Source organism: Rhodoplanes sp. SY1 (genome assembly GCF_046000175.1).
GTDB lineage: Bacteria > Pseudomonadota > Alphaproteobacteria > Rhizobiales > Xanthobacteraceae > Rhodoplanes.
In genome coordinates, this window is sequence record NZ_JBEOMB010000005.1 from 99,433 (window position 1) to 125,562 (window position 26,130).

Genomic DNA, 26,130 nt, shown 5'->3' on the forward strand with positions numbered 1-26,130 from the left:
CCCCGCCCTCGAACCCGCCCGTCCCCGAACCCGTACCCGTCTCGTCCGTCCGCGGTGCGCGCCGCGCCCTTCGTCCCCGGTCAGGCGACCGCGGCGGCGGAGCCGACCCGCGACCGCACGCCCCGGAAGTAGGACCGGATCCACGGATGATCCGACGCCAGCATGGCATCCATCGGGCCGACCGTGACGACGGTCCGGTCGGCCAGCACGGCGATCCGATCGCAGACCGCGTGCAGGCTGTCGAGATCGTGGGTTACCATGAAAACCGTGAGCCCCAAAGTCTGCTGCAGGGTCTTGATCAGGCTGTCGAACTCGGCGGCCCCGATGGGATCGAGCCCGGCCGTCGGCTCGTCCAGGAAGACGATCTCCGGATCGAGCGCCAGCGCGCGGGCGAGCGCGACCCGCTTGATCATGCCGCCCGACAGCTCGGACGGGATCTTGTCGCAGACGCTGGCGTCGAGGCCGACCATCTCCAGCTTGGCGATCGCCACCTCGTCCATCAGGCGGCGCGACAGCGCGAGATGCTCGCGCATCGGGAACTGGACGTTCTGCAGCACGGTCAGCGAGGAGAACAGCGCCCCTTGCTGGAACAGCACGCCCCAGCGCCGCTCCAGCGCCCGCCGCGCCCGCGCACCGAGCCGCGCCGGATCCTCGCCGAACACCGCGATGGTGCCGGAGCGCCGCGGCAGCAGGCCGACGATGGTGCGCAGCAGCACCGATTTTCCAATACCCGAAGCCCCGACGCAGCCGAGGATCTCGCCGCGCGTCACGTCGAGCGACACGCCGTCCAGCACGGTCGCGTCGCCGAACCCGCTGACCAGGTCGCGCACGCCGATGACGATCTCGGTCGAGGGCGCCAGCATGGTCACATCCCGATCGTCGCGAAGAACATGGCGAACAGCCCGTCGAGCCCGATCATCAGGAAGATCGACTTCACCACCGAGGCCGTCGTGTGCAGGCCGAGCGACTCGGTCGAACCCTTCACCTGCAGGCCCTCGACGCTGGCGACGACGCCGATGACCAGCGCCATGAACGGCGCCTTGATCATGCCGACCGCGAAGTCGTCGAGCGAGATCGCGTCGTGGAGGCGCGACAGGAACACGTCCGGGCTCATGCCGCCGTACAGCCAGCAGACCAGGAAAGCGCCGTAGAGCGCCGCCATCGACCCGATGAAGCTCAACGCCGGCAGCGCGATCACCAGCGCGGCGACGCGCGGCAGCACCAGGATCTCCAGCGGGTCGAAGCCCATGGTGCGCAGCGCGTCGGTCTCCTCGCGCATCCGCATGGCGCCGAGCTCGGCCGTGTAGGCGCTGCCCGAGCGGCCCGCCACCATGATGGCCGTCATCAGCACGCCGATCTCGCGCAGCACCAGGATGCCGACCATGTCGACCACATAGGTGTCGACGCCGAAGCGGCGGAAGTGAAACAGCCCCTGCTGGGCGATGATGCAGCCGATCAGGAACGTCATCAGCAGGATCACCGGCACGGCGCGCCAGCCGACCCGGTCGAGATGATGCACCGTGGAGGTGAGGCGGAACGTCCACGGCATCGCGGCGGTGCGTAGCGCCACGACGGCCAGCTCGCCGAACATCTGCACGATCAGCAGGAGGTCGCGGACCAGGCCGACGACCGTCGCGCCGAGCCGGGCCAGCGCCTCGGCGATCGGGTTCGGCCGAACCCGCGCCGGCGGGCTGCGGTTCGCCGTGTGGACCACGTCGACCAGGGTGCGATAGCGCGCCGGCAGGTCGACGACGGCCGCCTCGCGGCCGCTCGCGTCGAGGCTGCGCACCAGCCGCTCCAGCAGCCACGCCCCGAAGGTGTCGAGCCGCTCGACGCCGCCCATGCGGATCTCGACCCGACGGCTGTCGGCCGGCACGCCGCGGGCGCGGCGCAGCGCGCTCTCGACCAGGCGCTCGAGCTCGCCGGCCCGGTCCGCCGTCCACGACCCGGCGGCGGCGAGGGCCAACCGCCCGTCCGTGACGCTGGCATCGAGCAGACGGTCGCTCATCGCAGGCTCCGGGGGCGCGATACGGGATCCTCCCGATTCGCCGATCCCGATACTTGACACCGCAGCGCCGGCCTGTCGAGGTCCCGGTGAACCGCATCGGGGCCGTTCCATGGCATTGAAAATTTCAGCAAGATCAGAAGCTTGGCCGATCGCTGGGACGTTCACGATCAGCCGCGGAGCGAAGACCGAGGCGTGCGTCGTGGTCGCCTGCGTGTCGGACGGGACACACCTCGGGCGAGGCGAATGCGTCCCCTACCCGCGCTACGGCGAGAGCGTCGAGAGCGTGCTGGCGGCGATCGAGGCGATGGGCCCGGCGCTGGCGGCGGGCCTCGACCGCGCGGCGCTGCAGGAGGCGATGCCGGCGGGCGCCGCCCGCAACGCGATCGACTGCGCCCTGATCGACCTGGAGGCGAAGCGCGCCGGGGTGCCGGCCCATGTGCTGCTCGGCCTGCCGGCGCCGCAGCCGCTCACGACGGCTTACACGATCTCGCTCGGCACGCCCGAGGCGATGGCCGCCGCGACGGCGGCCGCGGCGCATAGGCCGCTCCTCAAGGTGAAGCTCGGCGGGGCGGACGACCCGGCCCGGATCGCCGCGGTGCGGGCGGCGGCGCCCGCCGCCATCCTGATCGTCGACGCCAACGAGGGCTGGACGCCGGCCGACCTGGAATCGAATCTCGCCGCCTGCGCGGCCGCCGACGTGAAGCTCGTCGAGCAGCCGTTGCCGGCCGCGGACGACGCGGCGCTCGCCGCCGTGCCGCATCCGGTGCCGGTGTGTGCCGACGAGAGCGTGCACGACCGCGCGACACTGGAAAAGCTCCGCGACCGCTACGACGCCGTCAACATCAAGCTCGACAAGACCGGCGGGCTCACCGAGGCGCTCACCGTCGCGGCGGAAGCGCGCGCGTTGGGATTCGAGATCATGATCGGCTGCATGGTCTCGACCTCGCTCGCCATCGCGCCCGCCGTGCTGGTGGCGCAGGGTGCAGGCTTCGTCGACCTCGACGGACCACTCCTGCTTGTGGACGACAGGCCACACGGATTGATCTTCGAGGGCAGCATTCTCCATCCCGCTACCCACGTGTTGTGGGGCTGAGATTTTCCGGATTGAGGGAACAAACCTCGGCAGGTACGAATCCTGCAGGGCCGATCCGGGGGGACGGCTTTCACGGGGGAATGGAGCATGCGGATTGCAGCCTTGTGCCTCGGCGCGTCGCTCGCCGTGGGAGCCATAATGCCCGCCGCCGCCGACGTGCTGATCACGTCCGACACGGGCGGCATGATCGGCGACTACGTGACGCGCTGGCAGCGCGTGCGGCAGAGCGGCGAGCGCGTCGTGATCGACGGCACCTGCCTGTCGGCCTGCACGATCGTGGTCGGCATGATCCCGCGCGACCGCCTGTGCGCGACCCGCAACGCGGCACTCGGCTTCCATGCCGCCTGGCTGCCCGACGCGGCCGGCCGCCGGGTGACCAGCCCGGTCGCGACCCGGGCGCTGTGGGGCCTCTATCCCGGCAGCGTGCGGCGGTGGATCGCGCAGCGCGGCGGCCTCACCCCGAACATGCTGATGATGCGCGGGCGGGATCTCGCCGGCGTGGTGCAGCCCTGCGAGGGGGCGGCCCGGCGGGTCGCGTCGGCGCCGCGGCGAGCCGGACCGCCGCAGACGCGCAGCTATCGCCGGGCGACCAGGGCGATCGCGACGCCGGCCGTCGCCGAAGCCGCCATGGCCAGATAGGCGAAGCTGCCGAAGGCCGTCACCAGAAGGCCCGAGGCGCCCATCGTCGCGGCGAAGACGACCGCGACGACGCTCGCATAGTCGCCCTGGGCCGTGGCGCCGCGATGCTCCTCGGCGAGGAAGTGCATGGCGCCGAGATGGGCGGCGCCGAACGACAGCGCATGCAGACACTGCAGCCCCGGCAGCAGCACGGCTGGCGGGTCGAACGCCATCACGGTCCAGCGCAGCACCGCGCCGGCCCCGCCGAGCACCAGGAGATCGACCGGACGCAGCCGAGCCGCGACGCGGCCCGAGAACGCGAACAGCACGATCTCGGCCACCACGCCGATCGCCCACAGCGCGCCGATCTCGAGCCCGTCCAGGCCCTTGGCGGCCCATTGCAGGCTCGCGAAGCCGTACAGCACCGCGTGGCTCGCCTGGATCAGGCTGCCCGCCGCCGCCACGGCGACGAAGCGCCCCGACCGCCACGGGCTCGGCCGCACCGCCGCCGGGCTCGCTCCTTCGGGCTGCGGAAGCAGCGGCCGCAGCAGGCTCGCCGTCACGGCGGCGGCGACCAGGGCGGCGGCGAGCGACCACACGACATTGGGCGGCCCGAGCCGCTCCAGCAGCAGGCCGCCGGCCAGGTTGGCGACGATGAAGCTCGCCGAGCCCCACATCCGCACCGGCCCGTAGGCGCGGCCGCGCTCGGCCAAGCCCCTGAGCGCGAAGGCGTCGGCGAACGGCAGGATCAGGGCCTGGGTGATCGACGCCGCCGCATAGGCGGCCAGGATCGCCGGGAAGCCGTGCGACTGCTCGAGCAGCACGAAGGTGGCGACCGTCACCCAGCAGGCGGCGATCAGCGGCCCCTTCAGCCAGCCGCGCTTGTCGGCCAGCCGGGTCGTCAGCGGCACCACCACGGGCCGGGTCGCCATGGCGAGCGCCAGGACGAGGCCGATCTCGCGCGCATCGAGCCCGCGGTCGGCGAGCCACACCGGGAGGAACGGGAGCTGGATGCCGGCGAAGACGAAATAGGCGGCGTAGAACGCGCCCATCCGCCGGGCGAAGCCGTCGTCCGGCAAAGTCCTGTTAAGTAAAGGCATCTCGCGGATTGCGCTCCGGTGGCGAGTCGGGCAGAGCTTTAGATCGCGGTCGCCGAAGTGGAAACCGGTTTCGCGTCCGGCCCCGCTCCACGCTTCGCCCCGGGACTCGAGGCCCGCGGGCGAGTTCGGTTCTTGCCGGTCCGAGCCTTTCCGGTTCGACGAGTTCCGATCGCACCGGGTGACCATGTCCGACGCGCTCTCCGCTTACCCGCCGAACCCGGATCCCGATCCGGCCGAGCCGCCGTCGCCGACCGACATCGAGTATGCGGCGATCGCGGAGGCGTTGGCGGAGACCCGGCGCGGCCGCTGGTTCCTGGAGGAGCACGCGCGGCGGACCCGGCTGGAGGAGATGGATCTCCTCGCCCTGATTCTCGGCCGCATCGAGGTGGCGGTCGCCGATTTCCGCGACGAGACGGTCGCCAAGCTGGCCGAGCCGGCCGTGCCGCCGGCGCTGATCGACACCCTGCCGAAGGCGCTCGGGCGGATCGAGGAGCGGCTCGCCGCCCTGCCCGCCCCGCCGGCCGATCGCACCGCCGAGGTCTTGGGCGCCATCGACCGGGTCGCCGCGGCCGTCGCGGCGCAACCCGAGCCGGCCCCGACCGTCGACCCGGAGGCCGTGGCGGCGGCACTGGCCCGCATCGAGGCGGCGATCGCCGAGCAGACGTTCCCGGAGCCCGAGATCCGCGCCGTCGATCTCGTTCCGCTGACCCGCATCGAGACGGCCCTCGGCGAGCTGCACGCCGCGTTCGCCGGGCTGACGATTCCGGAGCCGGAGGTCCGGACCGAGGATTTGGCGCCGCTCGCCCGCATCGAGGCGGCGGTCGCCGAACTGCAGGCCGCGCTCGCCGCGCAGAAGATCCCCGAGCCCGAGGTGCGGGCCGAGGACCTCGCCCCGCTGGCGCGAATCGAGACCGCGGTCACGAGCCTCCACGCCGCGGTCGCGGCACTGCAGGCTGCGCTCGCCGCCCAGACGATTCCCGAGCCCGAGGTGCGGGCCGCGGATCTGGCTCCGCTGGCGCGCATCGAGACGGCGGTCGCCGAGCTGCAGGCCGCGTTGGCCGCCCAGAAGCTGCCGGAGCCCGAGGTGCGGGCCGCGGATCTGGCTCCGCTGGCGCGCATCGAGACGGCGGTGGCCGAGTTGCAGGCCGCAGTGGCCGCACAGACGATGCCGGACCCCGAGGTGCGCGCCGAGGATCTGGCTCCGCTGGCGCGCATCGAGGCGGCGGTGGCCGAGTTGCAGGCCGCAGTGGCCGCACAGAAGATGCCTGAGCCCGAGGTGCGCGCCGCCGATCTCGCCCCGCTGGCGCGCATCGAATCGGCGCTCGACGACCTGCAGGCGTTCCTCACCGCGCCGCGGGCCGAGGAGCCGCCCGCGCAGCCGCTCGACGCCGCGTCGATCGACCGGATCGAGGCGACCCTCGCGGCCTTTCAGACCACCATGCAGGCGGCGCTCGCCGAGCCGCGCCCGGCATCGCTGCCGGCCGTGGCCCTGGAAGACCTCGCCCCGCTCGCCCGCATCGAGGCGGCCGTCGCCGAGCTGCAGTCCACGGTCGCCGGGCAGAAGGCGCCCGAGGCCGTGATCGGCCCCGACGGCCTCGCACCGCTGCAGCGGATCGAGACGACGGTCGACGCCCTGCACGCCGCGCTGCCGCCGGCCGGCTGGACCGACGATCTCGTCACGGCGCTCGGACGGATCGAGAAGGCGCTCTCCGAGGAGCGCGCCCCGCCGGCCCTCACCGGGATTCTCGAGGATCTGGTCGCCGCGCTCACCCGCATCGAGGCCGTGGTGATGCGCGAGCCCGACGCCCAGGACGCGGCGACGCGGGTGCGCAAGGAGGTGTTCGCCGCCGTCGACCGCATGGAGAGCCTGGTCGAGGCGACGCTCGGCCCGCTGCGCAAGTCACCGATCGTGTCGGAGATCCGCGCCGAGCTGGTGTCGCTCGCCGGCGCCGTCGAGAGCGTCGGCACCACGGTCGCGGCGCTGTCCCACGAGCCGGATCGCGCCGCCGAGCAGACCGAGGCGATGGCCGGCCTGCTGCGCGAGCAGAACGACTGGCTGCGCCGGCTGGTCGAGATGGTCGGCCGGCTGCCGGTCGCACCCGCCGTGCCGGAGGCGCCGCCGCCGGCGGCGTGGGCCGACAAAGCAGTGACGCCGCCGGCCGAGATCGCCGCCGTGGACATCCCGGACACGCGCATGTCGGAGGAGCGTGCCGGAGGTCCTGCGACCGGGTCGGCGGACTTCGACCGGCTGGCCGCGACCGCAGCGGCCGAAGTCGACGCCGAGATCGCGGTCGCCGAGGTTACGATCTCAACCTCGACGATCATGGAGATCACCCGCGACGACGCCGGCCCCGTCGAAGCGGTTGCGCACGCGGAGGACGTCGAGGTCGCATCGGCCGCGACGCTGGTGATCATCGAGCCGCTCGCCGACGATGTGGTGGTCGAGACCGCCGGGGACGACGTGATCTCGGCCGCACCCGACGCCATCTCGCCGGAGCCGGACGCCCGCCCCGCAGAGCCGGAGGCGCTCGCGGCGCCGATCCCGGCCGCGGCGCCCACGGCCGACACGGCGACGGCCGAGGCCCCGGCGATCCCGACGGTCGACTTCGATTTCGCCGTGACGCCGGCCCTCGCGACCGAGCCCGCCGATGTGCCTGCCGCATGGCCGCAGGACGAGCCCGCCGCGGCCGTCGCCCTCGCGACGGCCGCCGAAGGTTCCGAGAGCGAGGCCCCGAGTAGCGCGTCCACAGGTAGCGCGCCCCCGAGCCCGCCCGAGAACGAGATCGCGCCGGTGCCCGAGCCGGTCTCGGAGCCGCCGCGCGGCACCATCACGACCGGCATCACGCCGTTCCACGTGCCGTCCTGGCTGGTCGGCGACGACGCCGAGGCCGCGGCGGCGGCGGGCGGGCTCCTGCGCCCCGCGGCAACTCTTGAGACGGAGCCACTCCCCGCGCGCACCGGCCCCGATCCGGTGAGCGCCTACCGGTTCTCGATCGGCGACGTGCCGACCGGCGCGGGCGCGGGCGCGCGCGCCGCCCTGATGCATCCGGCCCTCAACCTGCTCGCCCGCATCCAGGAGGCGCAGGCGGCCGACGAGGCCGAGGCCGCCGAGATGGCGGAGGCGACGGAGCCGCCGCCGCCGATGCACACCGTGCCGATCGACCCGCTGGCGCCGCTGAAGACGCTGACCGAGGAAGAGAAGATCGCGCTGTTCAGCTGAGCCGTAGCATCGAGTTCATCAGCTCCGTCATTCCGGGGCGCAGCGAGGCTACGAACCCGGAATGTAGGGGGACAGGCTCTTCTTCTTCGGCTGAATTCCGGGTTCGGCGCGATGCGCCGCCCCGGAATGACGACCGAGGAACTCGCTCGAGATCGTGCTCAGCCGATCAGCTTGCAGAACATCTCGGCGTCGACATTGCCGCCCGAGAGGACGACGACGACGACCTTGCCGCGCGCATCGACGCGGCCGTTCAAGAGCGCCGCGAGGCCGACGGCGCCGCCCGGCTCGACGACGAGCTTCAGCTCGTGGAAGGCGAGCGCCACGGCGCGGCCGGCCTCGGCGTCGCTCGCCGTCACGCCCCGCACTCCCATCCCGAGATTGAGCGGGAACGTCACGCTGCCCGGCGTCGACATCAGGAGCGCGTCGCAGATCGAGCCGCTGGTCCGTTCGTTGCGCTCGCGCTTGCCGCTGTCGAGCGAGCGCGCATAGTCGTCGAAGCCCTCCGGCTCGGCCGTGTAGATCTGTGCCCGCGGCGCCTTCGCCTTGACGGCGATCGCCGTGCCGGCGGTGAGCCCGCCGCCCGAGGCGTTGACCAGCACGATGTCGGGCGCGAGCCCCTGCGCCGCGAGATCGATCATGATCTCGCGCCCGACCGTGCCCTGCCCGGCGATCACCAGCGGATGATCGTAGGGCGGCACCACGAACGCGCCGCGCTCGCCCGCGATCTTTCGCGCGATGGCCTCGCGGTCCTCCTTGTCACGATCGTACAGCACCACCTCGGCGCCGTAGCCGGCGGTGCGCACCTGCTTGCTCTTCGGCGAGTCGGCCGGCATCACAATCGTCGCCGGGATCCCGAGCAGCTGCGCGGCGGCGGCGACGCCCTGCGCATGATTGCCGGACGAGAAGGCGACGACGCCGGCGGCGCGGCGCTCCGGCGGGATCGACGCGCAGGTGTTGTAGGCGCCGCGGAACTTGAACGAGCCGGTGCGCTGCAGCGTCTCCGGCTTGAGGAAGACTCTCGCGCCGGTGAGGTGATCGAGCACCGGGCTGGCGACGAGCGGCGTGCGCACCGCGACGCCCTCGATCCGGGCGGCGGCGGCTTCGATGTCGGCGATGGTGGGCGGAGCGAAGGACGAGGCGGGGTCTGTTGTCATGGCGCCGGACCCTAGCCCGCAGCGCCCGAAGCGACAAGATGTGCGCCGGATCCTCCCGGCCTGCCGGAAACAACCTCGGCATCTGACTCCGCTCATCCCGGCGAAGGCGGGGATCCAGGATCGCTCTGCCGCGTCGCCCTTGGTCCCCGCCTTCGCGGGGACGAGCGGAATTGGCTGCGACAAGCTACGCCGCGGCGCGCGCGGCCTGATCGGGCAGACGGCGGAAGCGCACCAGCGTGTAGATGCCGAGCGGCTTGATCGGCCGCCGCTCGATCAGCGCGACGGCGCCGTGCCGCTCCGCCCAGGTGGCGAGCCGGGCGAACGGGAACTCCGGCCGCAGCCCCATTTTTCGCGCCGGGCGCGCGAGCAGGCGCTCCAGCACGGCGGTCAGCCCCTTCTCCGAATAGAGATGGTTGACCAGGATGATCTCGCCGCCCGGCCGCACCACGCGGGCGCATTCGTCGAGCACGCGCTCCGGATCCGCGACCAGCGTGATCACGAACTGCGCGACGACGCAGTCGAACGTCCGGGCCTCGAAGGCGAGGTCGGTCGCATCCATCACCATGACGGATTCGACGTGCGGGAACCGCCCGGTGGCGAGCCGCGCCTCCGCCTTGGCGACCATCGGGGCCGACATGTCGATGCCGACGACGCGAGTCGAATGATCGTAGTCGGAGAACGAGAGCCCCGTCCCCACTCCGACCTCGAGAACCCGGCCGCCGACCCGGCGGGCGGCCTCCGCGGCGGCGCGCCGGCCGCTCTCGAAGATCGGCCCGCACACCATGTCGTAGAGCGGCGCCCAGCGGGCATAGGCCTTCTCCATCACGTGGCGTTCGGGATCCGCGATGGTGTCGGGACGCGACTGCGACATCGGCAACTCCGGAAGAGCGATAATGATCAGGACGACCGCTGCGGCGACGCGATCACGCGGCCTGAGCCGCGATCGTCGCCGGCTCGGGCTCGACGCTCTCCAGCCGCTTCGTCCAGGAGATGATCTCGAACCGGCCGTCGAAATGCTCGGCCACCGCGGTGCAGCTCTCCACCCAATCGCCGCAATTGATGTAGTGGGTGCCGAAGCTCTCGTGCATGATGGCGTGATGGATGTGGCCGCAGATCACGCCGTCGACGCCGTGGTGCTGCGCCTCCGCGGCGAGCGTCTTCTCGAAGTCGCCGATGTAGTTGACGGCGTTCTTCACCTTCAGCTTCGCCCACTTGGAGAACGACCAGTAGCCGAAGCCGAGCCGCCGCATCAGCCCGTTGACGAGGCGGTTGAGCGTGATGGCGAGATCGTAGGCCTTGTCGCCGAGCAGCGCCAGCCAGCGCGCCTGCGAGATGACGAAATCGAACAGGTCGCCGTGGATGACCAGATAACGCCGGCCGTCGGGCGTCTCGTGGATGGCGTGCTCGACCACCTCGATGCCGCCGAAATGCGTGCCGTAATAGCCGCGCAGGAACTCGTCGTGATTGCCCGGCACGTAGATCATGCGGGCGCCCTTGCGGCCCTTGCGCAGGAGCTTCTGGACGACGTCGTTGTGGGCCTGCGGCCAGTACCAGCTCGACTTCAGGTGCCAGCCGTCGACGATGTCGCCGACCAGATAGACCGTGTCGGCCTCGTGCCAGCGGAGAAAGTCGAGCAGCTTGTCGGCCTGGCAGCCGCGGGTTCCGAGATGGACGTCCGAGATGAACAATGTGCGGAAGCGCCGCAATCCGTTCTCCGTCACGCCCCGCCCCCTTCAATGATCGCATCAATGATCGTGAACATTTCCGGGTTCTGACAGAGTCCTGTTGCGGTTCGATGACGCACCGCACGGCGTCTGTGAACCGCACCCGAGGTGAGCCGCATCCGATCGGTGGTGCCGTCATCGCATCGTCATGCAGGCGTTGTAGTCGCCGGACATGACACTCCTCGGACTCGCTGTCGCCTTCTGCGGCCTGACCGTGCTCGTGCATGTCGCGAGCGTCGCCATCGCATCGTGGCGCTGCCGCGCGCCCTCGCGCCCGCTGGCGCCGATGCCCGGAACACCACCCGTCACGGTCGTGCGGCCGGTGTGCGGCATCGAGAACTTCATCGAGGAGACGCTCGCCTCGACATTCCGGCTCGATTATCCCGACTACGAGATTCTGTTCTGTGTCGCCTCTCCGTCGGACCCGGTGATCCCGCTGGTCGAGACGCTGATGGCGCGGCATCCGCAGGTTCCGGCGCGGCTGCTGATCGGCAACGATCCGGTCAGCAGCAATCCCAAGCTCAACAACTGCGTGAAAGGCTGGCACGCGGCGCGCCACGACTGGATCGTGCTCGCCGACTCCAACGTGCTGCTGCCGGCCGACTATCTGCAGCGGCTGCTGGCGACCTGGCGGGCCGACACCGGCCTCGTCTGCGCGCCGCCGATCGGCAGCCGGCCGGACGGCTTCTGGGCCGAGGTCGAATGCGCCTTCCTCAACACCTATCAGGCGCGCGCCCAGTATGTCGCCGACACGATCGGGCTCGGCTTCGCCCAGGGCAAGACGCTGTTCTGGCGCCGCGACGTGCTGGAAGCCGGCGGCGGCCTCGAGGCGCTCGGCGCCGAGGTCGCCGAGGATGCCGCCTCGACCAAGGTGGTGCGCGGGCTCGGCCTGAAGGTCCGCCTCGCCGACGCGCCGTTCGAGCAGCCGCTCGGCCGCCGCCGCGCCGCCGAGGTGTGGCGCCGGCAATCGCGCTGGGCGCGGCTGCGGCGCGCCTGCTTCCCGGGCTGGTTCCTGCCCGAGATTCTCACCGGCGGCGTGTTTCCGGGCCTCGCCTTGGCGATCGCGGTCGCCGCGCTGGACGGCCCGGTGCTGCCGCTCCTGGTGCTGTTCTGGCTCGCCTGGTACGGCGCCGAGATGGTGCTGGCCCGCGCCGCCGGCTGGCATGTCGGCCGCTGGTATCCGCTGCACGGCCTGCTGCGCGATCTGATGCTGCCGGCGCTGTGGCTCGACGGCCTCCTGGGCCAGTCCTTCGAGTGGCGCGGCAACGAAATCAGGGTCGAGGCCGACAGCCGCGCCGTCTGATCGCGCGCTCCGCTACCGTCGTTCCGGGTCGCACGGAACCTGTCCGGATGGGCCGACTTGGCCCCTCAGGACAAATTTCCAGCGGGCGGGAGCGACCCATGCGGACCAGCCTCACACGACACGTTTCGACCCGGACCTCTTCGACCCGGACCTCTTCGGCGCGCACCGCCGCGCTCGCGGCGCTCGCCGCGCTCGCCCTTGCGGGAGGCTCGACCCTCGCCATGGCCCAGGGTGGTGGTGGTGGCGGCGGCGGAGCCGGGGGTGGAGCGGCCGGCGGGGGAGCCGCAGGCGGGGCCTCGGGAGGCGCGGCGGGAGGCGCGGCCGGTGGCGCCGCGACCGGAACCGGCTCGGGCAGCTCCGGGATCGCGCCGAGCGGCACGCCGAGCGCCGGCGTCCCCTCGACCGGCTCGGTGTCGACGGGCGGCACCCCGATCGCGCCCGGCCCGGCGCATCCCGGCCAGGGGCTGAACAGCCCGGGCACGGCGACGACGCCGACCGGCCGCGGCACCACCGGCGCGTCGGTCGGCCCGACCCTGCCGAACAGCTCGGCCGCCAGCGGGTCCGGCACCTCGACGCCCTCGCTCAACGGCATGGGCACGCCCGACATCATGAACGGCATGCCGCGCAACGGCACCAACACGCCGGCGCGCTGAACCGGGGCGTCACGGGCCATCGCGGGCCGCCTCTTGCGGCCGGTCGTCTCCTGGTATCTGGTCTCGGCATCGCGGCGCTCCGCCGCCCGATCGTCAGGACCTTCGCCGCAGGACGACCGCCATGGATCTCGGACTCGCCGGCCGCACCGCCATCGTCTGCGCCTCCAGCCGCGGGCTCGGGCGCGCCTGCGCCCAAAAGCTCGCCGAGGCGGGCTGCACCGTGGTGATCAACGGCCGCGACCGTGATCACCTCACCGCGGTCGCCATCGAGATCGCCGAGAGCACCGAAGCGGCCGTGATCCCGGTGGTCGGCGACGTCGCGACGGCGGAGGGCCAGGCGGCGCTGCTGGAGGCGTGCCCGACGCCCGACATTCTGGTCAACAACAATGCCGGCCCGCCCTTCCGCGACTTTCGCGAGCTCGATCGCGAGGCGATCCTGAAGGGCGTCGTCGCCAACATGGTGGCGGCGATCGAGCTGACCCAGAAGGTGATCGACGGCATGCGGGCGCGCCGCTTCGGCCGCATCGTCAACATCACGTCGGGCTCGGTGAAGATGCCGCTGCCGGGGCTCGATCTCTCCTCCGGGGCGCGCGCCGGGCTCACCGCCTTCATGGCCGGCGTCGCCCGCACGGTCGCGGCCGACGGGGTGACCATCAATGCGCTCCTGCCCGGCATTTTCGAGACCGACCGGCTGAAGGCGATGATCGCGGCGACGGCCGAGCGGCGCGGCGTCGCCCCCGATTCGGTCGCGGCCGAGCGGCTCGCCACCGTGCCGGCGCGCCGGCTCGGCACGCCCGAAGAGTTCGGCGCGGCCTGCGCGTTCCTGTGCTCCACGCACGCCGGCTACATCACCGGCCAGAGCCTGCTGATCGACGGCGGCGCGTTTCCCGGCGCGTTCTGAATTCGACGCGCACAGCCCGCGCTCCGCCTCGTCCTGAGGAGCCCGCGCAGCGGGCGTCTCGAAGGACGCGACCTCGACTTCGGCGACGATCCCAGCTCGTCCGCTGACGCTGGCGGGCTCGTGGCCTCATGGTTCGAGACGCCCTCCTTCGGAGCGCTTCTCACCATGAGGATCCGCGGTGTCGGCCTGAGCGACCAAAAAAACGGGCGCCCGCAGGCGCCCGCTCTTTCTGGACGGTGTTTTTTGTCCGGAAGTGGCTTCCGGCACGCGGCCGGAGGGTCCTGCCGGCGGCGCGCCCGCCGGCGTTCCGGGAGACGGCGGCTCTCAGGCCGCCTTGCCGAGGACGCGCTTCGCGAGATCGCGGAACTCGCCCTTGGAGAGCAGCTTCTTGTTCTTGAGCGAATAGGCCTTCACGGCCTGCAGCACCGTCATGGCGTCGTCGTCCGACACCTGCATGCCGAGATCCTGCAGCCAGATGTTGACCGAATCGATGCCCGAGCCCTTGCCCATCACGATGTCGGCCGGCGGCTGGCCGACCGCGTCCCAGCGGATCGGGAACAGCTCGGTCGCCATCTGCTCGCCGCAGTTCTTGAACCAGCTCGTGATGATGCCGGACTCGATCTGATAGAGGCCGGAGCCGACGATCGCCTTGTTGCTCGGCACCTGCACGCCGGCCAGCCGCTGCACCAGGTTGGCGAGCGGGGTGAGCTTGGTCGTGTCGATTCCGATGTCCTGGCCGTACATGGTCTTGAGCGCCATCACGACCTCTTCCATCGGCGTGTTGCCGGAGCGCTCGCCGATGCCCAGCACGGTCGTGTGCATCACCTCGACGCCCTCGGCGAGCGCCATGATGGTGTTCGCGACGCCCATGCCGAAGTCCTGGTGGAAATGCGCCTCGAGCCGCACGTTCAGGCGCTTCTTCACCTCGCGGGCGAAGTAGCGGGCGGCGTGCGGCGACAGCACCCCGAAGGTGTCGACCAGCGCCACCGCGTCCATGTGGCCTTCCTTGCCGACGCGCTCGATCAGGTCGATCGCCCATTTCAGCTCGGCGCGCGAGAAGTCGATCGGGAAGAACACGACCTCGAGCCCGTTGTCGTGGGCGTAGCGGGTCGACTCGATCGAGGTCTCGATCGCCTTCTCCATCTTCCAGCGATAGGCGTTCTCGACCAGGTGCATGCTGGAGGGGATCTCCATCACGACGCCCTTGACGCCGGTGTCGATCGCCCGCTTCACGTCGTCGACCATGCAGCGCGCGAAGGCGAAGATCTCGGGGCCGAGATTGCGCTTCACGATCTCCTTGATCGCCTCGTTGTCGGACGCCGAGACCACCGGCATGCCGGCCTCGATGCGGTGCACGCCGGCCTCCGCCAGCGCCTCGGCGATCCTGATCTTCTCGTCCTTGGAGAAGATCACGCCGGTCTGCTGCTCGCCGTCGCGCAGCGTGACGTCGTGAACCTTGATCTGCTTGGCGAAGTTCAGGTCCTTGACGGCCTCGTCGGCATAGTTCCACGGGCTCACGAACCAGTCCTTGGCCTTCCACGGCTCAGTCGCCATCTGGCTGCTCCTCTCGCGCTGCATCTTGTTGGTCGGCGCCGTTGCTCGGCGCCTGTCGTCCGCCGCGACCACGCCTCGCGGCGCGGCCGTCGTTTCGCTCCTCGGGCCGGTACTCTACAGAGTTTGATTCCGCGCGCGCCGGAAAAGTCGGGCGATCTCGTTGCTCAATCCTCCGATCAGTCATGCAAAAGACGCCGGACATGGGGCCTCTGCAAAAGCCGCAGAGCGGCCGGAAAGCCGCGCCGCGCAGGCCGAAAAGGGCGCGCCGCGGCGCGGCGTCGCAGCACCGCTGCCGCAGTGCAGCAGACCCGCGCCCTCGCCGCTCCGGGCGATGACGATCGGGCGAGATCAGGCGATCGGATTGGTGAGGGATCCGACGCCCTCGATCGACACCGTGACGACGTCGCCCGGCACCAGATAGCGAGGCGGCCGGAACCCGATTCCCACACCGGCCGGCGTGCCGGTGGCGATCAGGTCGCCCGGCTCGAGGGTTACGTAGGCCGAAACGGTGGCGATGATGGTCGCGGTGTCGAAGATCATGTCGCGCAGCGGCGCCGATTGCCGCTGCTCCCCGTTCACCACGGTCGTGAGCATCTGGCCGTCGAGCGGCCCCATCTCGTCGGCCGTCACCAGCCACGGGCCGACCGGGCAGAAGCCGTCCAGGCTCTTGCCGAGGAACCACTGCTTGTGGCGCTGCTGCAGGGCGCGGGCCGTCACGTCGTTGACCACCGTGTAGCCGAACACGTAGTCGAGCGCCTCGGCCGCCGTCACCTTGCTGCAGCGGTGCCCGATCACCACGCCGAGCTCGCCCTCGTAGTCGACCGTGCCGGTCGGATCGGCCGAGGCCGGCACCGGCTGCAGCGGATCGGCGAGCGACGAGGTCGCCTTGGTGAAGACCACCGGAAACTCCGGGCTCTCCTGCCTGTCGCCCGACTGGTCGACGCCGCTCTGCGCGAACTCCTTGGCGTGCTCATGATAGTTCTTGCCGACGCAGATCACGTTCTTGGTCAGCGGCCCGACCGGGGCGGCGAGCGTCAGGCTCGCCAGCACCGTGGCGGGACCGTGCCGGAGCGCATCGGGCGCGCGATCGAGGAGCGTGATCACGTCGCGCAGGTCGACGGCGGGCGCGCCGTCGATCAGGATCGGGCGAAACTCGTCGTGCGTGACGGTGCCGAAGATCTTCCCCTCGGCGGCGTGAACGGCGGCGATACGCATGGTGTCCGGGCTGGGCCTTTCCTGCCGGCCGGGAGCGGCCGAGCGCGGCCGGATGGTATGACAAGTGATCCGGCCGGGAAAGGTGCGGGTGCGCGACAGCGATGGGCGGCGCGCCGGCCACGCTGCGGTGCAGCAGACTCAGGCCCCCCGCGCCTCCAGCACGGCGCGGATCGAGACGCGGGACCAGCCGGCGACGCGGTCGCGGAACGCCGTGTAGGAGTCGTGGACTTTTTTGGCGAGCGGGTTGCGAGCCGCGACCTCGGCGAGGATCTCGGCAGCGTGGCCGCGAGCGGCCGCGACGATCTCGTCCGGGAACGTCTCCAGCTTCACCTTGTGACGCTCGATCAGCGCGGCGAGCGCCTCGGCGTTGAGGCGCTCCATCTCGGAGAGCGCGAAGGTCGCCTCGGTGGCGCAGGCATGCGCGACGATCGCCTTGAGGTCGGGCGCGAGGCCGGTCCAGGCGGAAAGCGAGACGAGGCACTCGCCGGTGCCGTTCGGCTTGTTGAAGCCGGGACCATAGTAGTGCGGCGCCACCCGGTAGAGACCGAGCGCGATGTCGGTGCCGGGGCCGACGAACTCGGCGCCGTCGAGCACGCCGGACTGCAGGCTCGTCAGGATCTCGCCCGGCGCCGTCGTCTGCGGCGTCGCGCCGAGCCGGCGATAGACTTCGCCGCCGAGCCCGAGCGAGCGGATCTTGAGGCCTCTCAGATCGGCGAGCCCCGTCAGCGTGGAGCGGAACCAGCCGCCCATGCAGACGCCGGTGTTGCCGCCCATGAACGGCTTCACGCCGAACGGCGCATAGAGCTCGTCCCACAGCGCCTGGCCGCCGCCGGCCTCGACCCAGGCGACGTGCTCGGCCGGCGTCAGACCGAACGGCACCGTGGTGTAGAACGCCGCGGCGGGCTGCTTGCCCTGCCAGTAGAACGCCGCCGTGTGGCCCATCTCGACGACGCCGCCGCCGACCGCGTCCAGCACCTCGAAGGCCGGCACCACCTCGCCGGCGGCGTGGACCGTGATCTGCAGCCGACCGCCGGACATCGCGGAAATGCGCTCGGCGATGCGCTCGGCCGACATGCCGGGACCGGGCAGCCGCTTCGGCCACGACGTCACCATGCGCCAGCGTTTCGTCTGCGCGCGCGCGACCGCCGGCGCGGCGACGGCCGCAGCGGCGCCGAGCGCCCCGCCGGCGAGATGGCGTCGGGTGAAGCTTTTCATGTCAGGCTCCTGAACTCGTGACGGTACGCCGGCCGCACGCGCAGGGTCACGTTGAACATCGTCGCGCGGGTGAAGCGTCATGTACTTGCTCTGGTCGTCCCGGGGCGGCGCGAAGCGCCGAGCCCGGGACCCATAACCCCTGTCTATCGTGAACCACTGCCACAGGGCGTATGGATCCCGGGCTCGCGGACCTGCGGTCCGCGCCCCGGGATGACCAGCTCGGAGACCGTCGCCCCACCTCACCACCACCGGTGAAAATGATGCACCGGGCCGAAGCCGGTGCCGATGGTCAGGCGGTCGGCGGCCGCGATCGCGGCGGCGACGTAGTCCTTCGCGGCGCCGACCGCGGCGACGAGATCCCGTCCCTTGGCGAGGCCGGCCGCGACCGCCGAGGAGAGCGTGCAGCCGGTGCCGTGGGTGTTCTTCGTCGCGACACGCGGCGCCGCGAAGCGCGCCACGCCCTCGCGCGTCACCAGGAGGTCGGCGCTCTCGGCGCCCTCGGCGTGGCCGCCCTTGATCAGCACGGCGCGGGCGCCGCGCGCGAGCAGCGCCTCGCCCTGCCCGCGCATCTCGGCCTCGGTCGTCGCGACCGAGGTCTCGAGCAGCGCCGCCGCCTCCGGGAGATTCGGCGTGATCAGATCGGCGCGCGGCAGCAAGAGGCGGATCAACGTCTCGACCGCCTCGGGCGCCAAGAGCCGCGCCCCGCTGGTCGAGATCATCACCGGATCGAGAACGATGTTGCGGGCCCGGTGCTGATCGAGGCCGGCCGCCACCGCGACGATCGCGGCCGGCACCGACAGCATGCCGATCTTCACGGCTGTGACGGCGAGATCGGAGAACACCGCGTCGATCTGCGCCGCGATGAACTCGGGCGGCACGTCGTGGATCGCCGTCACGCCGCGAGTGTTCTGCGCGGTCAACGCGGCGATCACCGAGGCGCCGTAGACGCCGAGCGCCGAGAAGGTCTTCAGATCCGCCTGGATGCCGGCGCCGCCGCTCGAATCCGAGCCCGCCACGGTCACGGCGATGGGGGTCACGGCGAGCGGGGGCATCAGGCGGCGCGCTCCGCCAGGGCGCCGTCGACGATCGCCCGCAGCGTGCGGGCCGCGACCTCCGGATCGGGGGCGAGCGACAGCGCCGAGATGACGGCGACGCCGTCGGCGCCGGCCGCGACCACCGGCGCGGCGTTGCCGATCTCGATGCCGGCGATGCCGACCACAGGCATCAGCGGCGCCCGCCGGCGCAGCACGGCGCGGATCTTCGCGAGCCCCTCCGGCCCCATCGGCGGCGCCGGATTGTCCTTCGACAGCGTCGCATAGACGCCGCCGACGCCGGCGTAGTCGAGCAGATCGAGCGGCACGCGCTCGGCCTGGTCGAGCGTCTTGATCGAGTGACCGACGATGGCGCCCGGTCCAAGGATCGCGCGCGCGTCCTCGACCGCCATGTCGTCGGGGCCGACATGGACGCCGGCGGCGCCGGCCGCGAGCGCGACGTCGACGCGATCGTTGATCACCAGCGGCACGCCGAGCGGCGCCAGCACCTCGATCAGCGCCCGCGCCTCCTCGATCATGCGCCGGGTGCTGCCGTGCTTGTCGCGCAGCTGCAGGAGCGTCGCGCCCCCCGCCACCACGGCGCGGGCGAGATCGACGAGCGGGCGCCCGCCGGCGCGCTCCGGATCCAGGATGGCATTGAGACGCACGTCGACGGTCATTCAGCTCACCTTCGCCTGCTCCAGCAGGTCCTTGCGGTCGAGATCGAACAGCGTGTCGAGGAGCCGCACGGCGAGCGTACCGGGGCCGCTCGACACGACGGCGGCCCGCTCCGCCGCGACACCGAGCGCGACCAGCGCCGCGATCGTCGCGTGCCAGGGGTCGTCGTCGACGGCTGCGAAGGCGGCGACCAGCGCCGCCCCGGCGCAGCCCATGGCGGTGATGCGCGCCATCCAGCGATGGCCGTTGCCGATCGCCGCGCGCCGGGCCGCATCGGCGACCAGGTCGGTCTCCCCGGTGAGCGCCACGACCGCCTGATTTTCGCGCGCGAAGCCCGGGAGATGGTCGGCCTCCGCCGGCAGGCCGGACAGCACGGCGAACTCGGCCGGGTTCAGCCGCAGCACGGTCGGACGCATCGCCAGGAGGGCCTTGCCGAAGGTGGCGCGGCCGGGCGAGCGGTCGACGAAGACCGGATCGAGCACCCAGGGGATGCCGGCCTCCGTGGCGGCGTCGATGGCGATGCCGATGGCAGTGCGGCGGGTCTCGTCGAGCGTGCCGATGTTGACGACGAGCGCGTCGGCGCCGGCCACGAAGGCGGCGATCTCGTCCGGCGCGATGGTCATCGACGGGACCGCGCCGGCGGCGAGCAGCAGGTTCGCCGTGTAGGTCTGGGCGACCGTGTTGGTGATGCAATGGACCCGCGGCCGCTTCGCCCGCAGCGCGTCGAGCGCGTCGGCGGCGCGCGCGACGGTCTCACGAGAGATGGTCTCGCGAGAGATGGCCTCGCCTGCATCGGCGCGGCCGTGGATCGGGGCGTCGTCGCCCACTCGCGTCATCTCGAGGTCCCTCCGCCGGCATGACCCGGATCAGGTTCGACGGGTTGGCACACCGGCCGAAGGAGCCGGCTCCGCCTCTCAGCCCGGACGCGGATTCGGCCGGACACCCCGCTGAGATCAAAGGCGAAACTAGTCCCTCCCCCGGCCCTGCGCAAGGCTGCCGGGGCGCCCGTCTCGCTTGTCAAACCGGTCCGGTTTTGCTCGATTGCGGCGACCGCGCGACGGCGCGGCGCGAATGGCGGCGCAGTGCCGCGAGGCCCGAGGGAAAGCCGATGATTCCGTTCTTCGTGCAGATCAAGTGCAACCTCGGCAAGTCGTACCAGGTCGCCAACCAGCTCGCCGACGCCGAGATCGCCTCGGAGATCTACTCCACGGCCGGCGACTACGACCTGCTGGTGAAGTTCTATGTCGATCAGGGCACCGACATCGGCCATTTCGTCAACGAGAAGGTGCAGACGATCTCGGGCATCGTCGACACCAAGACGATCATCACGTTCAAGGCGTTCTGAGCCGCGCCGGGCTCACGCCGGGTCGGGCTTCGTCGGCTCGTCGGGCTTCGTCGCCTTGCGGCGCCGGGCGGCGAGGCGGCGCTCGCGCCAGATCACGAACAGGCCCGACAGCACCACGATGCCGGCGCCCGCATAGGCCCAGCCGGTCGGGATCTCGCCGAACACCACCCAGCCGATCAGGAAGGCGAAGAGCAGCGCCAGATAGTCGAACGGCGCCATCACCGAGGCGGGCGCGTAGCGGTAGCTCTCGGTGAGCAGGAGATGCGAGGCGCCGCCCAGAAGCCCGACGCCGATCAGCGCGACGAGCTGTGGCAGCGTCGGCGTGATCCAGACGAAGGGCAGCACGATGGCGCCCGCGATCGTGCAGATCAGCGAGAAGTAGAAGACGATCGACGAGGTCGTCTCGCTGTCGGTCAGGCGTCGCGTCTGGATCACGGCGAAGGCGTTGGAGAAGGCCGAGGCGAGCGCGCACATCGCCCCGACCGTCGCCGCCGTCGACGCCGCCGTGACGAGCCGCCCGAGCCCGAGATACGGCCACAGCATCACCATGACGCCGACGAAGCCCACACCGACCGCGGTCCAGCGATAGGCCCGCACCCGCTCGGAGAGCACGACCGCGGCGAGCGCCACCGTGATCAGCGGCGCCGCGAACGTGATCGCGGTCGCGTCGACCAGCGGCAGGCGCGCCAGCGCGGCGAAGTTGAGGAACATGCCGGCCACGCCGATGCTGCCGCGGCCGACATGGCCGAGCAGCCGGCTGGTGCGCACCGCCGCGGACAGCTCGTGCCGGGCCGCGTAGATGACGACGATCAGGAGGAGGGCGAACAGGCTGCGGAAGAACACCACCTGGCCGAGCGGAATCCCGGCCTCGCCGAGATAGCGGGCCAGCGCCGACATCACCGCGAACAGCAGGACCGAGACGATCTTGACCAGGATGGCGGCGTGCAGGCTCATGACGGGCGGGGGCAGGATGGCGACGCGACGCGGGCGCCCCTTGTCGCACGGTCCTCGGGTTCCGAAAACCACTCTTGGCGGGATGCGGCCGTGCGGGGCCGACGCGCGTCATTCCGGGGCGCGCCGAAGGCGCGAACCCGGAATCCAGCAGCGAACTCGACATTCTTGGCTGGATTCCGGGTTCGGCGCTGCGCGCCGCCCCGGAATGACTATCGCGTCGCGCGAAACCTACTTCCGCTCCGGCCGCGGCGGGCCGTCGACGGGCGGCAGCGACTTCAGGTACTCGGCCATGGCGGCGCGGTCCGCGGCCGAGAGCTTCGCGGTGTTGCGCACCACCGCGGCCATCGTTCCGCCGACCGAATCGCCGTCCGGCAGGTCGCCGGTCTCCAGCATGTAGGCGATGTCGCCGGCCGACCAGCTCGCCAGCCCCTTGCCAGTGATGTTGGGAACCCACCCCCGCCCTTCCGGGTCGGGGCCGCCGGCGAAGCGCTGCGCCGCGACGATGCCGCCGAGCGCATCGCGGGGCGAGTGGCACTCGGCGCAGTGGCCGGGGCCGTTCACCAGATAGGCGCCGCGGTTCCACGCCGCCGACCGCGACGCATCGGGCCGGAACGGCCGGCCGTCGAGATAGAGCATCTTCCAAAGGCCGACGGCGCGCCGGACCGAGAACGGAAACGGCAGCTCGTGCGCGGGCGCCTTTCCCTGCACGGCCGGCAGCGTCTTCAGATAGGCGAAGAGATCGCGCAGATCGCCCGTCTCCATGCGCTGATACGACGTGTAGGGGAACGCCGGATAGTAGTGGCGCTCGTCGGGAGAGGTGCCGTCCTGCATGGCGGAGACGAAGGCCACCTCGCTCCAGCGGCCGATGCCGTCGACCGGATCGGGCGAGATGTTGGGCGCGTAGAAGGTACCGAACGGCGAATGCAGCGGCGCGCCGCCGCCGAGCCGCGTCGGATCGTCCTTCGACGACGCATGGCACGAGGCGCAGCCGCCGGCGAAGAACATCGTGCGGCCGTTGTCGAGATTCGGCGTGTGCGGCCCGAGCGAGGCGGCGGCGACCCGGGTCGGCTCGGTGAGGACGAAGAACACCGCGACGCCGGTCCCCAGGACCAGCGCCGCGGCGATCAAGAGGATGCGCAGGCGGCGCACCGGTCAGCTCTTCTTGATGCGGTAGCTCTCGTGGCAGCCGCCGCAGTTCTTCTGCACCTCCGAGAAGGTCGCCTTGAAGCTCGCCTCGTCCTTCACCTTGTCCTTGGCGGCGGCGGCGTCCTGTCCGAACTTGGCGAGCTTCGCCTGGAAGTCGCTCATGCTCTGCCAGATCTTCGGGTCGGCCGCGGTGTCGCCGCCGGTCTTGGCCGATTCGGGATAGAGATCCTTGCTCTTGGTCGCGCTCTCCGCATAGGTCGCGAAGATCGCCTGCGCCTTGGCGAGATCGAACGGCATCTCGCCGCGCGCCATCAGGGCGCCGGTCCGCGCCTGGTCGCCGTTGGCCTTCATGATGGCCTTGCGCTGCGCGATCACGTCCTGCGCGGCGACGACGGTCATGCCGGCGGCGGTCAAACCCGAGACGAGCATGGCGGCGGCGAGCATCGTACGGATCGTCATGAGGTCTCCTGCTTTGGTGAGATCGAGGTCTCAGGGGCGCCGGCGGGGAGCCGGCCCAGGCGCTGCGACGTCGGTATGGCCGCGGCCCGACCAGAGGTCTACAGACAAATACGTACCGTGACACGACGGGTCGTTGCAGCCCAGATCACGACTTCGCGACGGTGTCTTGATGACGCAGGGTCCGGGCCGTGGCGGCGCGGTTGCAGGCCGCATCGGCGCGATCGGCCCGACCGTCACAGCGCCCGACAGTCACAGCGTGTGCATGCGCGCGTGCTCGCGCAACGCCGCCCAGATCGCCTGCGGGCTAACCGGCATGTCGATCTCGCGGATGCGATGAGCGCGCCACAGGGCGTCGACCACGGCGTTGATCACGGCCGGCGCCGCCCCGATTGTGCCGGCCTCGCCGGCCCCCTTCACGCCGAGCGGATTGGCGGTGCAGCGCACGTTGCGGGTCTCGAACGTGAAGGCGGGGAGGTCGCCGGCGCGCGGCAGCGCGTAGTCCTGCAATGTCGCGGTGACGAGCTGGCCGGAGTCGGGGTCGTAGACCGTGTTCTCGAGCAGCGCCTGGCCGATGCCCTGCGCCGCACCGCCGTGAATCTGCCCCTCCAGCAGCAGCGGATTGAGGGTCATGCCGACGTCGTCGACGATCACGTAGCGGACGATCTCGACCGCGCCGGTCTCCGGATCGATCTCGACCTCGGCGACGTGAGTGCCGTTCGGAAAGGTCGCCGCGGTCGGCCGGAACGTGTCGGCGACGATGAGGCGCGCCGGCGTCGCGGCGGGCGCCGTCGCGACCCCGGCGAAGCTGATCGTGCGGTCGGTGCCGGCGATGCGCACCACGCCATCGGCGAGCTCGATGTCGGCCGGCGCGGCCTCCAGCGTGTCGGCCGCGATCGCCTTCACGACCTCGGCGAGCTTTTTGGCCGCGCCCTCGACGGCGACGCCGCCGCACGGGATCGAGCTCGATCCGCCCGTGCCGGCGCCGGTCGCGATCACGTCGGTGTCGCCCTGGACGACCCGCACCCGCGACGGCGGCAGGCCGAGATGCTCGGCGACGATCTGGGCATAGGCGGTCGCGTGGCCCTGCCCGGTCGACTGCGAGCCGATCAGCACCGTGACGACGCCGTCGCGGTCGAGCCGCAGCGTCGCGGTCTCGGGACCCACGGTGCCGCAGGCCTCCACATAGGTGGCGAGCGCGATGCCGCGCAGCTTGCCGTGCCGGCGCGCCGTCGCGGCGCGATGCGCGAAGCCATTCCAGTCGGCGATCTCCTGGGCGCGCGCCATGTGGGCGGCGAAGTCGCCGGAGTCGTAGACCTTGCCGGTCGCGGTCGTGTAAGGCATCGCGCCCGGCGCGATGAAGTTCTTCCGCCGCAGCGCATCGGGGGCGACGCCGAGGTCGCGCGCCGCGGTGTCGACCAGCCGCTCGATCACGTAGGCCGCCTCCGGCCGCCCCGCTCCCCGATAGGCGTCGACCGGCACCGTGTTGGTGTGGACGCCGCGGATCCGCACATGGCACGCCGGCAGCGCGTAGACGCCCGGCAGCAGGCCGGCGCCGGCGAACGGGATGTAGGGCGCGAAGCACGAGAGATACGCCCCCATGTCGCAGATCATGTCGACGTCGAGCGCCAGGAACCGGTGCTCGCGATCGAGCGCGAGGCGCGCCGTCGTCACGTTGGCGCGGCCGTGGCTGTCGCCGACGAAATGATCGGCGCGGTCGGCCACCCAGCTCACCGTGCGGCCGAGCCGCTCCGCCGCGACGGCGGCGAGCGCGTATTCGCGATACGGAAACAGCTTCGTGCCGAAGCCGCCGCCGACATCCGGCGTGATCACCCGCAGCCGCTCGGGCGGGATGCGCAGCACCTGGCCGGCCAGGATGTCGCGCACCGTGTGCGAGCCCTGGCTGCCGAGCGTCAGCGTGATGCGGCCGTCGGCGCGGTCGATCGACGCCGTGACGGCGCGGGTGTCCATGTAGTTGGCGACGAGTCGCTGGTTGACGACCTTCAGCTCGACCACGTGTGCGGCCTTCGCGAAGGCCTTCTTGGTCGCCTTGGCGTCGCCGAGCGTCTGGGTGTAGGCGAGGTTGCCGGCGCGGCCCGGCCAGACCGGGGGCGCGTCCGCGGCGACGGCCGCGGCGGGATCGACGACATGCGGCAGCGGATCGTAATCGACGACGATCGCCTCGGCGGCGTCGCGGGCACGATCGAGCGTGTCGGCGACCACGAAGGCGACGGCGTCGCCGACGTGACGGACGACATCGCCGACCAGCACCGGGCACAGCGACGGCGCGACCGAAACGCCGCGCGGAATCCCCAGACACGGCAGCGGGCCGAGATCCGCGATGTCGGCCGCCGTCAGGATCAGCCGCACGCCCCGCATCGGCTTGGCCGCGGTCGTGTCGATCGCCCGGATGCGAGCGTGAGCATGCGGGGCGCGCAGCACGACGGCGCGCAGCGCGTCACCGGGCACGAGGTCGGCGACGTAACGGCCGGCACCGCGCAGAAACGCCGCGTCCTCGCTTCGGGTGACGGCCTGCGACAGTCCGAACTTCATGATGGGCTCCCCCTCCGGATCTGCGACGCCGGATTGTATCCGATACGGGCCGAGTCAGGGGGTGGATCAATGCCGGACGCCAGCTACCCTTCGACGCGGACACGCTTTATCGGAGTATTCCAGGCGGGGAAGCGGTCGGATCGCGCGCGGCAGCGCGAACTCCGGGCGAGGGTGCCGCGCTCGCCGACTGGCGCCCTGACCCGTCACCG

General features: G+C 71.5%; 23 protein-coding genes and 1 riboswitch. Of the genes, 7 read left to right on the forward strand and 16 right to left on the reverse strand.

Going from position 1 to position 26,130, the window contains the following annotated elements; translation table 11 throughout:
* Positions 1-80 precede the first annotated feature (80 nt).
* Both ABTU92_RS01670 and ABTU92_RS01675 read right to left on the reverse strand, forming a co-directional pair.
* On the reverse strand, positions 81-863 hold the full coding sequence (locus ABTU92_RS01670; RefSeq protein ID WP_408087035.1) for an ABC transporter ATP-binding protein: 783 nt from the start codon (positions 861-863) through the stop codon (positions 81-83).
* Between the two features lie 2 nt (positions 864-865).
* Positions 866-2,008, reverse strand: coding sequence for an ABC transporter permease (locus tag ABTU92_RS01675; RefSeq protein WP_408087037.1), 1,143 nt, complete (start codon positions 2,006-2,008; stop codon positions 866-868).
* 109 nt (positions 2,009-2,117) lie between these two features.
* Here ABTU92_RS01675 and dgcA point away from each other — a divergent pair, with 109 nt between their 5' ends.
* Both dgcA and ABTU92_RS01685 read left to right on the forward strand, forming a co-directional pair.
* On the forward strand, positions 2,118-3,101 hold the full coding sequence (gene dgcA / locus ABTU92_RS01680) for an N-acetyl-D-Glu racemase DgcA (RefSeq protein WP_408087039.1): 984 nt from the start codon (positions 2,118-2,120) through the stop codon (positions 3,099-3,101).
* Between the two features lie 138 nt (positions 3,102-3,239).
* A complete protein-coding gene (locus ABTU92_RS01685; RefSeq protein ID WP_408087041.1) occupies positions 3,240-3,740 on the forward strand; it encodes a hypothetical protein in 501 nt (166 codons plus the stop codon).
* On the opposite strand, the gene ABTU92_RS01690 is transcribed toward ABTU92_RS01685, so the two are convergent.
* A complete protein-coding gene (locus ABTU92_RS01690) occupies positions 3,677-4,819 on the reverse strand; it encodes an MFS transporter (protein ID WP_408087043.1) in 1,143 nt (380 codons plus the stop codon). The two genes, ABTU92_RS01685 and ABTU92_RS01690, sit on opposite strands and share 64 nt — an antisense overlap.
* A gap of 178 nt (positions 4,820-4,997) precedes the next feature.
* On the opposite strand from ABTU92_RS01690, the gene ABTU92_RS01695 reads away from it, so the two are divergent.
* Entirely contained in the window at positions 4,998-8,039 is a 3,042-nt protein-coding gene (locus tag ABTU92_RS01695) for a hypothetical protein (protein ID WP_408087045.1), read from the forward strand.
* 158 nt (positions 8,040-8,197) lie between these two features.
* On the opposite strand, the gene ABTU92_RS01700 is transcribed toward ABTU92_RS01695, so the two are convergent.
* From ABTU92_RS01700 to ABTU92_RS01710, 3 genes are all read right to left on the reverse strand, one after another.
* On the reverse strand, positions 8,198-9,193 hold the full coding sequence (locus tag ABTU92_RS01700) for a threonine/serine dehydratase (RefSeq protein WP_408087047.1): 996 nt from the start codon (positions 9,191-9,193) through the stop codon (positions 8,198-8,200).
* A gap of 184 nt (positions 9,194-9,377) precedes the next feature.
* Positions 9,378-10,064, reverse strand: coding sequence for a class I SAM-dependent methyltransferase (locus ABTU92_RS01705; protein WP_408087049.1), 687 nt, complete (start codon positions 10,062-10,064; stop codon positions 9,378-9,380).
* Between the two features lie 52 nt (positions 10,065-10,116).
* Positions 10,117-10,899: a UDP-2,3-diacylglucosamine diphosphatase gene (locus ABTU92_RS01710; protein WP_408087051.1), complete on the reverse strand. Its 783-nt coding sequence runs from the start codon at positions 10,897-10,899 to the stop codon at positions 10,117-10,119.
* Positions 10,900-11,089: 190 nt separating this feature from the next.
* Here ABTU92_RS01710 and ABTU92_RS01715 point away from each other — a divergent pair, with 190 nt between their 5' ends.
* The 3 genes from ABTU92_RS01715 (at position 11,090) to ABTU92_RS01725 (ending at position 13,774) form a co-directional block, all read left to right on the forward strand.
* Complete coding sequence (locus tag ABTU92_RS01715; RefSeq protein ID WP_408087053.1) at positions 11,090-12,220, forward strand: ceramide glucosyltransferase; 1,131 nt, start codon at positions 11,090-11,092, stop codon at positions 12,218-12,220.
* 98 nt (positions 12,221-12,318) lie between these two features.
* Positions 12,319-12,873 carry a hypothetical protein gene (locus ABTU92_RS01720; RefSeq protein ID WP_408087055.1) on the forward strand — a complete coding sequence of 185 codons (555 nt, stop codon included), beginning with the start codon at positions 12,319-12,321 and terminating at the stop codon, positions 12,871-12,873.
* Between the two features lie 121 nt (positions 12,874-12,994).
* On the forward strand, positions 12,995-13,774 hold the full coding sequence (locus ABTU92_RS01725) for an SDR family oxidoreductase (protein WP_408087057.1): 780 nt from the start codon (positions 12,995-12,997) through the stop codon (positions 13,772-13,774).
* A gap of 324 nt (positions 13,775-14,098) precedes the next feature.
* Here the strand turns inward: ABTU92_RS01725 and ABTU92_RS01730 are convergent, their stop codons facing one another.
* The 6 genes from ABTU92_RS01730 to thiM form a co-directional block, all read right to left on the reverse strand.
* Complete coding sequence (locus ABTU92_RS01730) at positions 14,099-15,328, reverse strand: LeuA family protein (protein ID WP_408087059.1); 1,230 nt, start codon at positions 15,326-15,328, stop codon at positions 14,099-14,101.
* Positions 15,329-15,676: 348 nt separating this feature from the next.
* Positions 15,677-16,543, reverse strand: coding sequence for a fumarylacetoacetate hydrolase family protein (locus tag ABTU92_RS01735; protein WP_408087061.1), 867 nt, complete (start codon positions 16,541-16,543; stop codon positions 15,677-15,679).
* Positions 16,544-16,681: 138 nt separating this feature from the next.
* Entirely contained in the window at positions 16,682-17,758 is a 1,077-nt protein-coding gene (locus tag ABTU92_RS01740) for a TRAP transporter substrate-binding protein (protein WP_408087063.1), read from the reverse strand.
* Positions 17,759-17,997: 239 nt separating this feature from the next.
* Positions 17,998-18,810: a bifunctional hydroxymethylpyrimidine kinase/phosphomethylpyrimidine kinase gene (gene thiD, locus ABTU92_RS01745; RefSeq protein WP_408087065.1), complete on the reverse strand. Its 813-nt coding sequence runs from the start codon at positions 18,808-18,810 to the stop codon at positions 17,998-18,000.
* Positions 18,810-19,469 (reverse strand): thiamine phosphate synthase, encoded by a 660-nt coding sequence (thiE, locus tag ABTU92_RS01750; protein WP_408087067.1) that lies wholly within the window; start codon positions 19,467-19,469, stop codon positions 18,810-18,812. Before thiE ends, thiD begins: the two co-directional genes overlap by 1 nt.
* Positions 19,470-20,303, reverse strand: a complete 834-nt coding sequence (gene thiM / locus ABTU92_RS01755; protein ID WP_408087069.1) for a hydroxyethylthiazole kinase — start codon at positions 20,301-20,303, stop codon at positions 19,470-19,472.
* Positions 20,292-20,424, reverse strand: a riboswitch (TPP riboswitch). (Overlaps the previous gene by 12 nt.)
* 151 nt (positions 20,425-20,575) lie before the next feature.
* Between thiM and ABTU92_RS01760 the strand changes: the two genes are divergently transcribed.
* The gene (locus ABTU92_RS01760) at positions 20,576-20,812 is read left to right on the forward strand and encodes an Lrp/AsnC ligand binding domain-containing protein (RefSeq protein WP_408087071.1); all 237 of its coding nucleotides are present in this window, start codon (positions 20,576-20,578) and stop codon (positions 20,810-20,812) included.
* Between the two features lie 12 nt (positions 20,813-20,824).
* Here the strand turns inward: ABTU92_RS01760 and ABTU92_RS01765 are convergent, their stop codons facing one another.
* The 4 genes from ABTU92_RS01765 to ABTU92_RS01780 all read right to left on the reverse strand — a co-directional run bounded on the left by ABTU92_RS01765 (position 20,825) and on the right by ABTU92_RS01780 (position 25,921).
* Positions 20,825-21,766: a DMT family transporter gene (locus tag ABTU92_RS01765; RefSeq protein WP_408087073.1), complete on the reverse strand. Its 942-nt coding sequence runs from the start codon at positions 21,764-21,766 to the stop codon at positions 20,825-20,827.
* Between the two features lie 228 nt (positions 21,767-21,994).
* Positions 21,995-22,915, reverse strand: coding sequence for a c-type cytochrome (locus ABTU92_RS01770; protein ID WP_408087075.1), 921 nt, complete (start codon positions 22,913-22,915; stop codon positions 21,995-21,997).
* Between the two features lie 3 nt (positions 22,916-22,918).
* Positions 22,919-23,371: a cytochrome c gene (locus ABTU92_RS01775; RefSeq protein WP_170145662.1), complete on the reverse strand. Its 453-nt coding sequence runs from the start codon at positions 23,369-23,371 to the stop codon at positions 22,919-22,921.
* Positions 23,372-23,620: 249 nt separating this feature from the next.
* Entirely contained in the window at positions 23,621-25,921 is a 2,301-nt protein-coding gene (locus ABTU92_RS01780; RefSeq protein WP_408087077.1) for a xanthine dehydrogenase family protein molybdopterin-binding subunit, read from the reverse strand.
* Positions 25,922-26,130 lie beyond the last annotated feature (209 nt).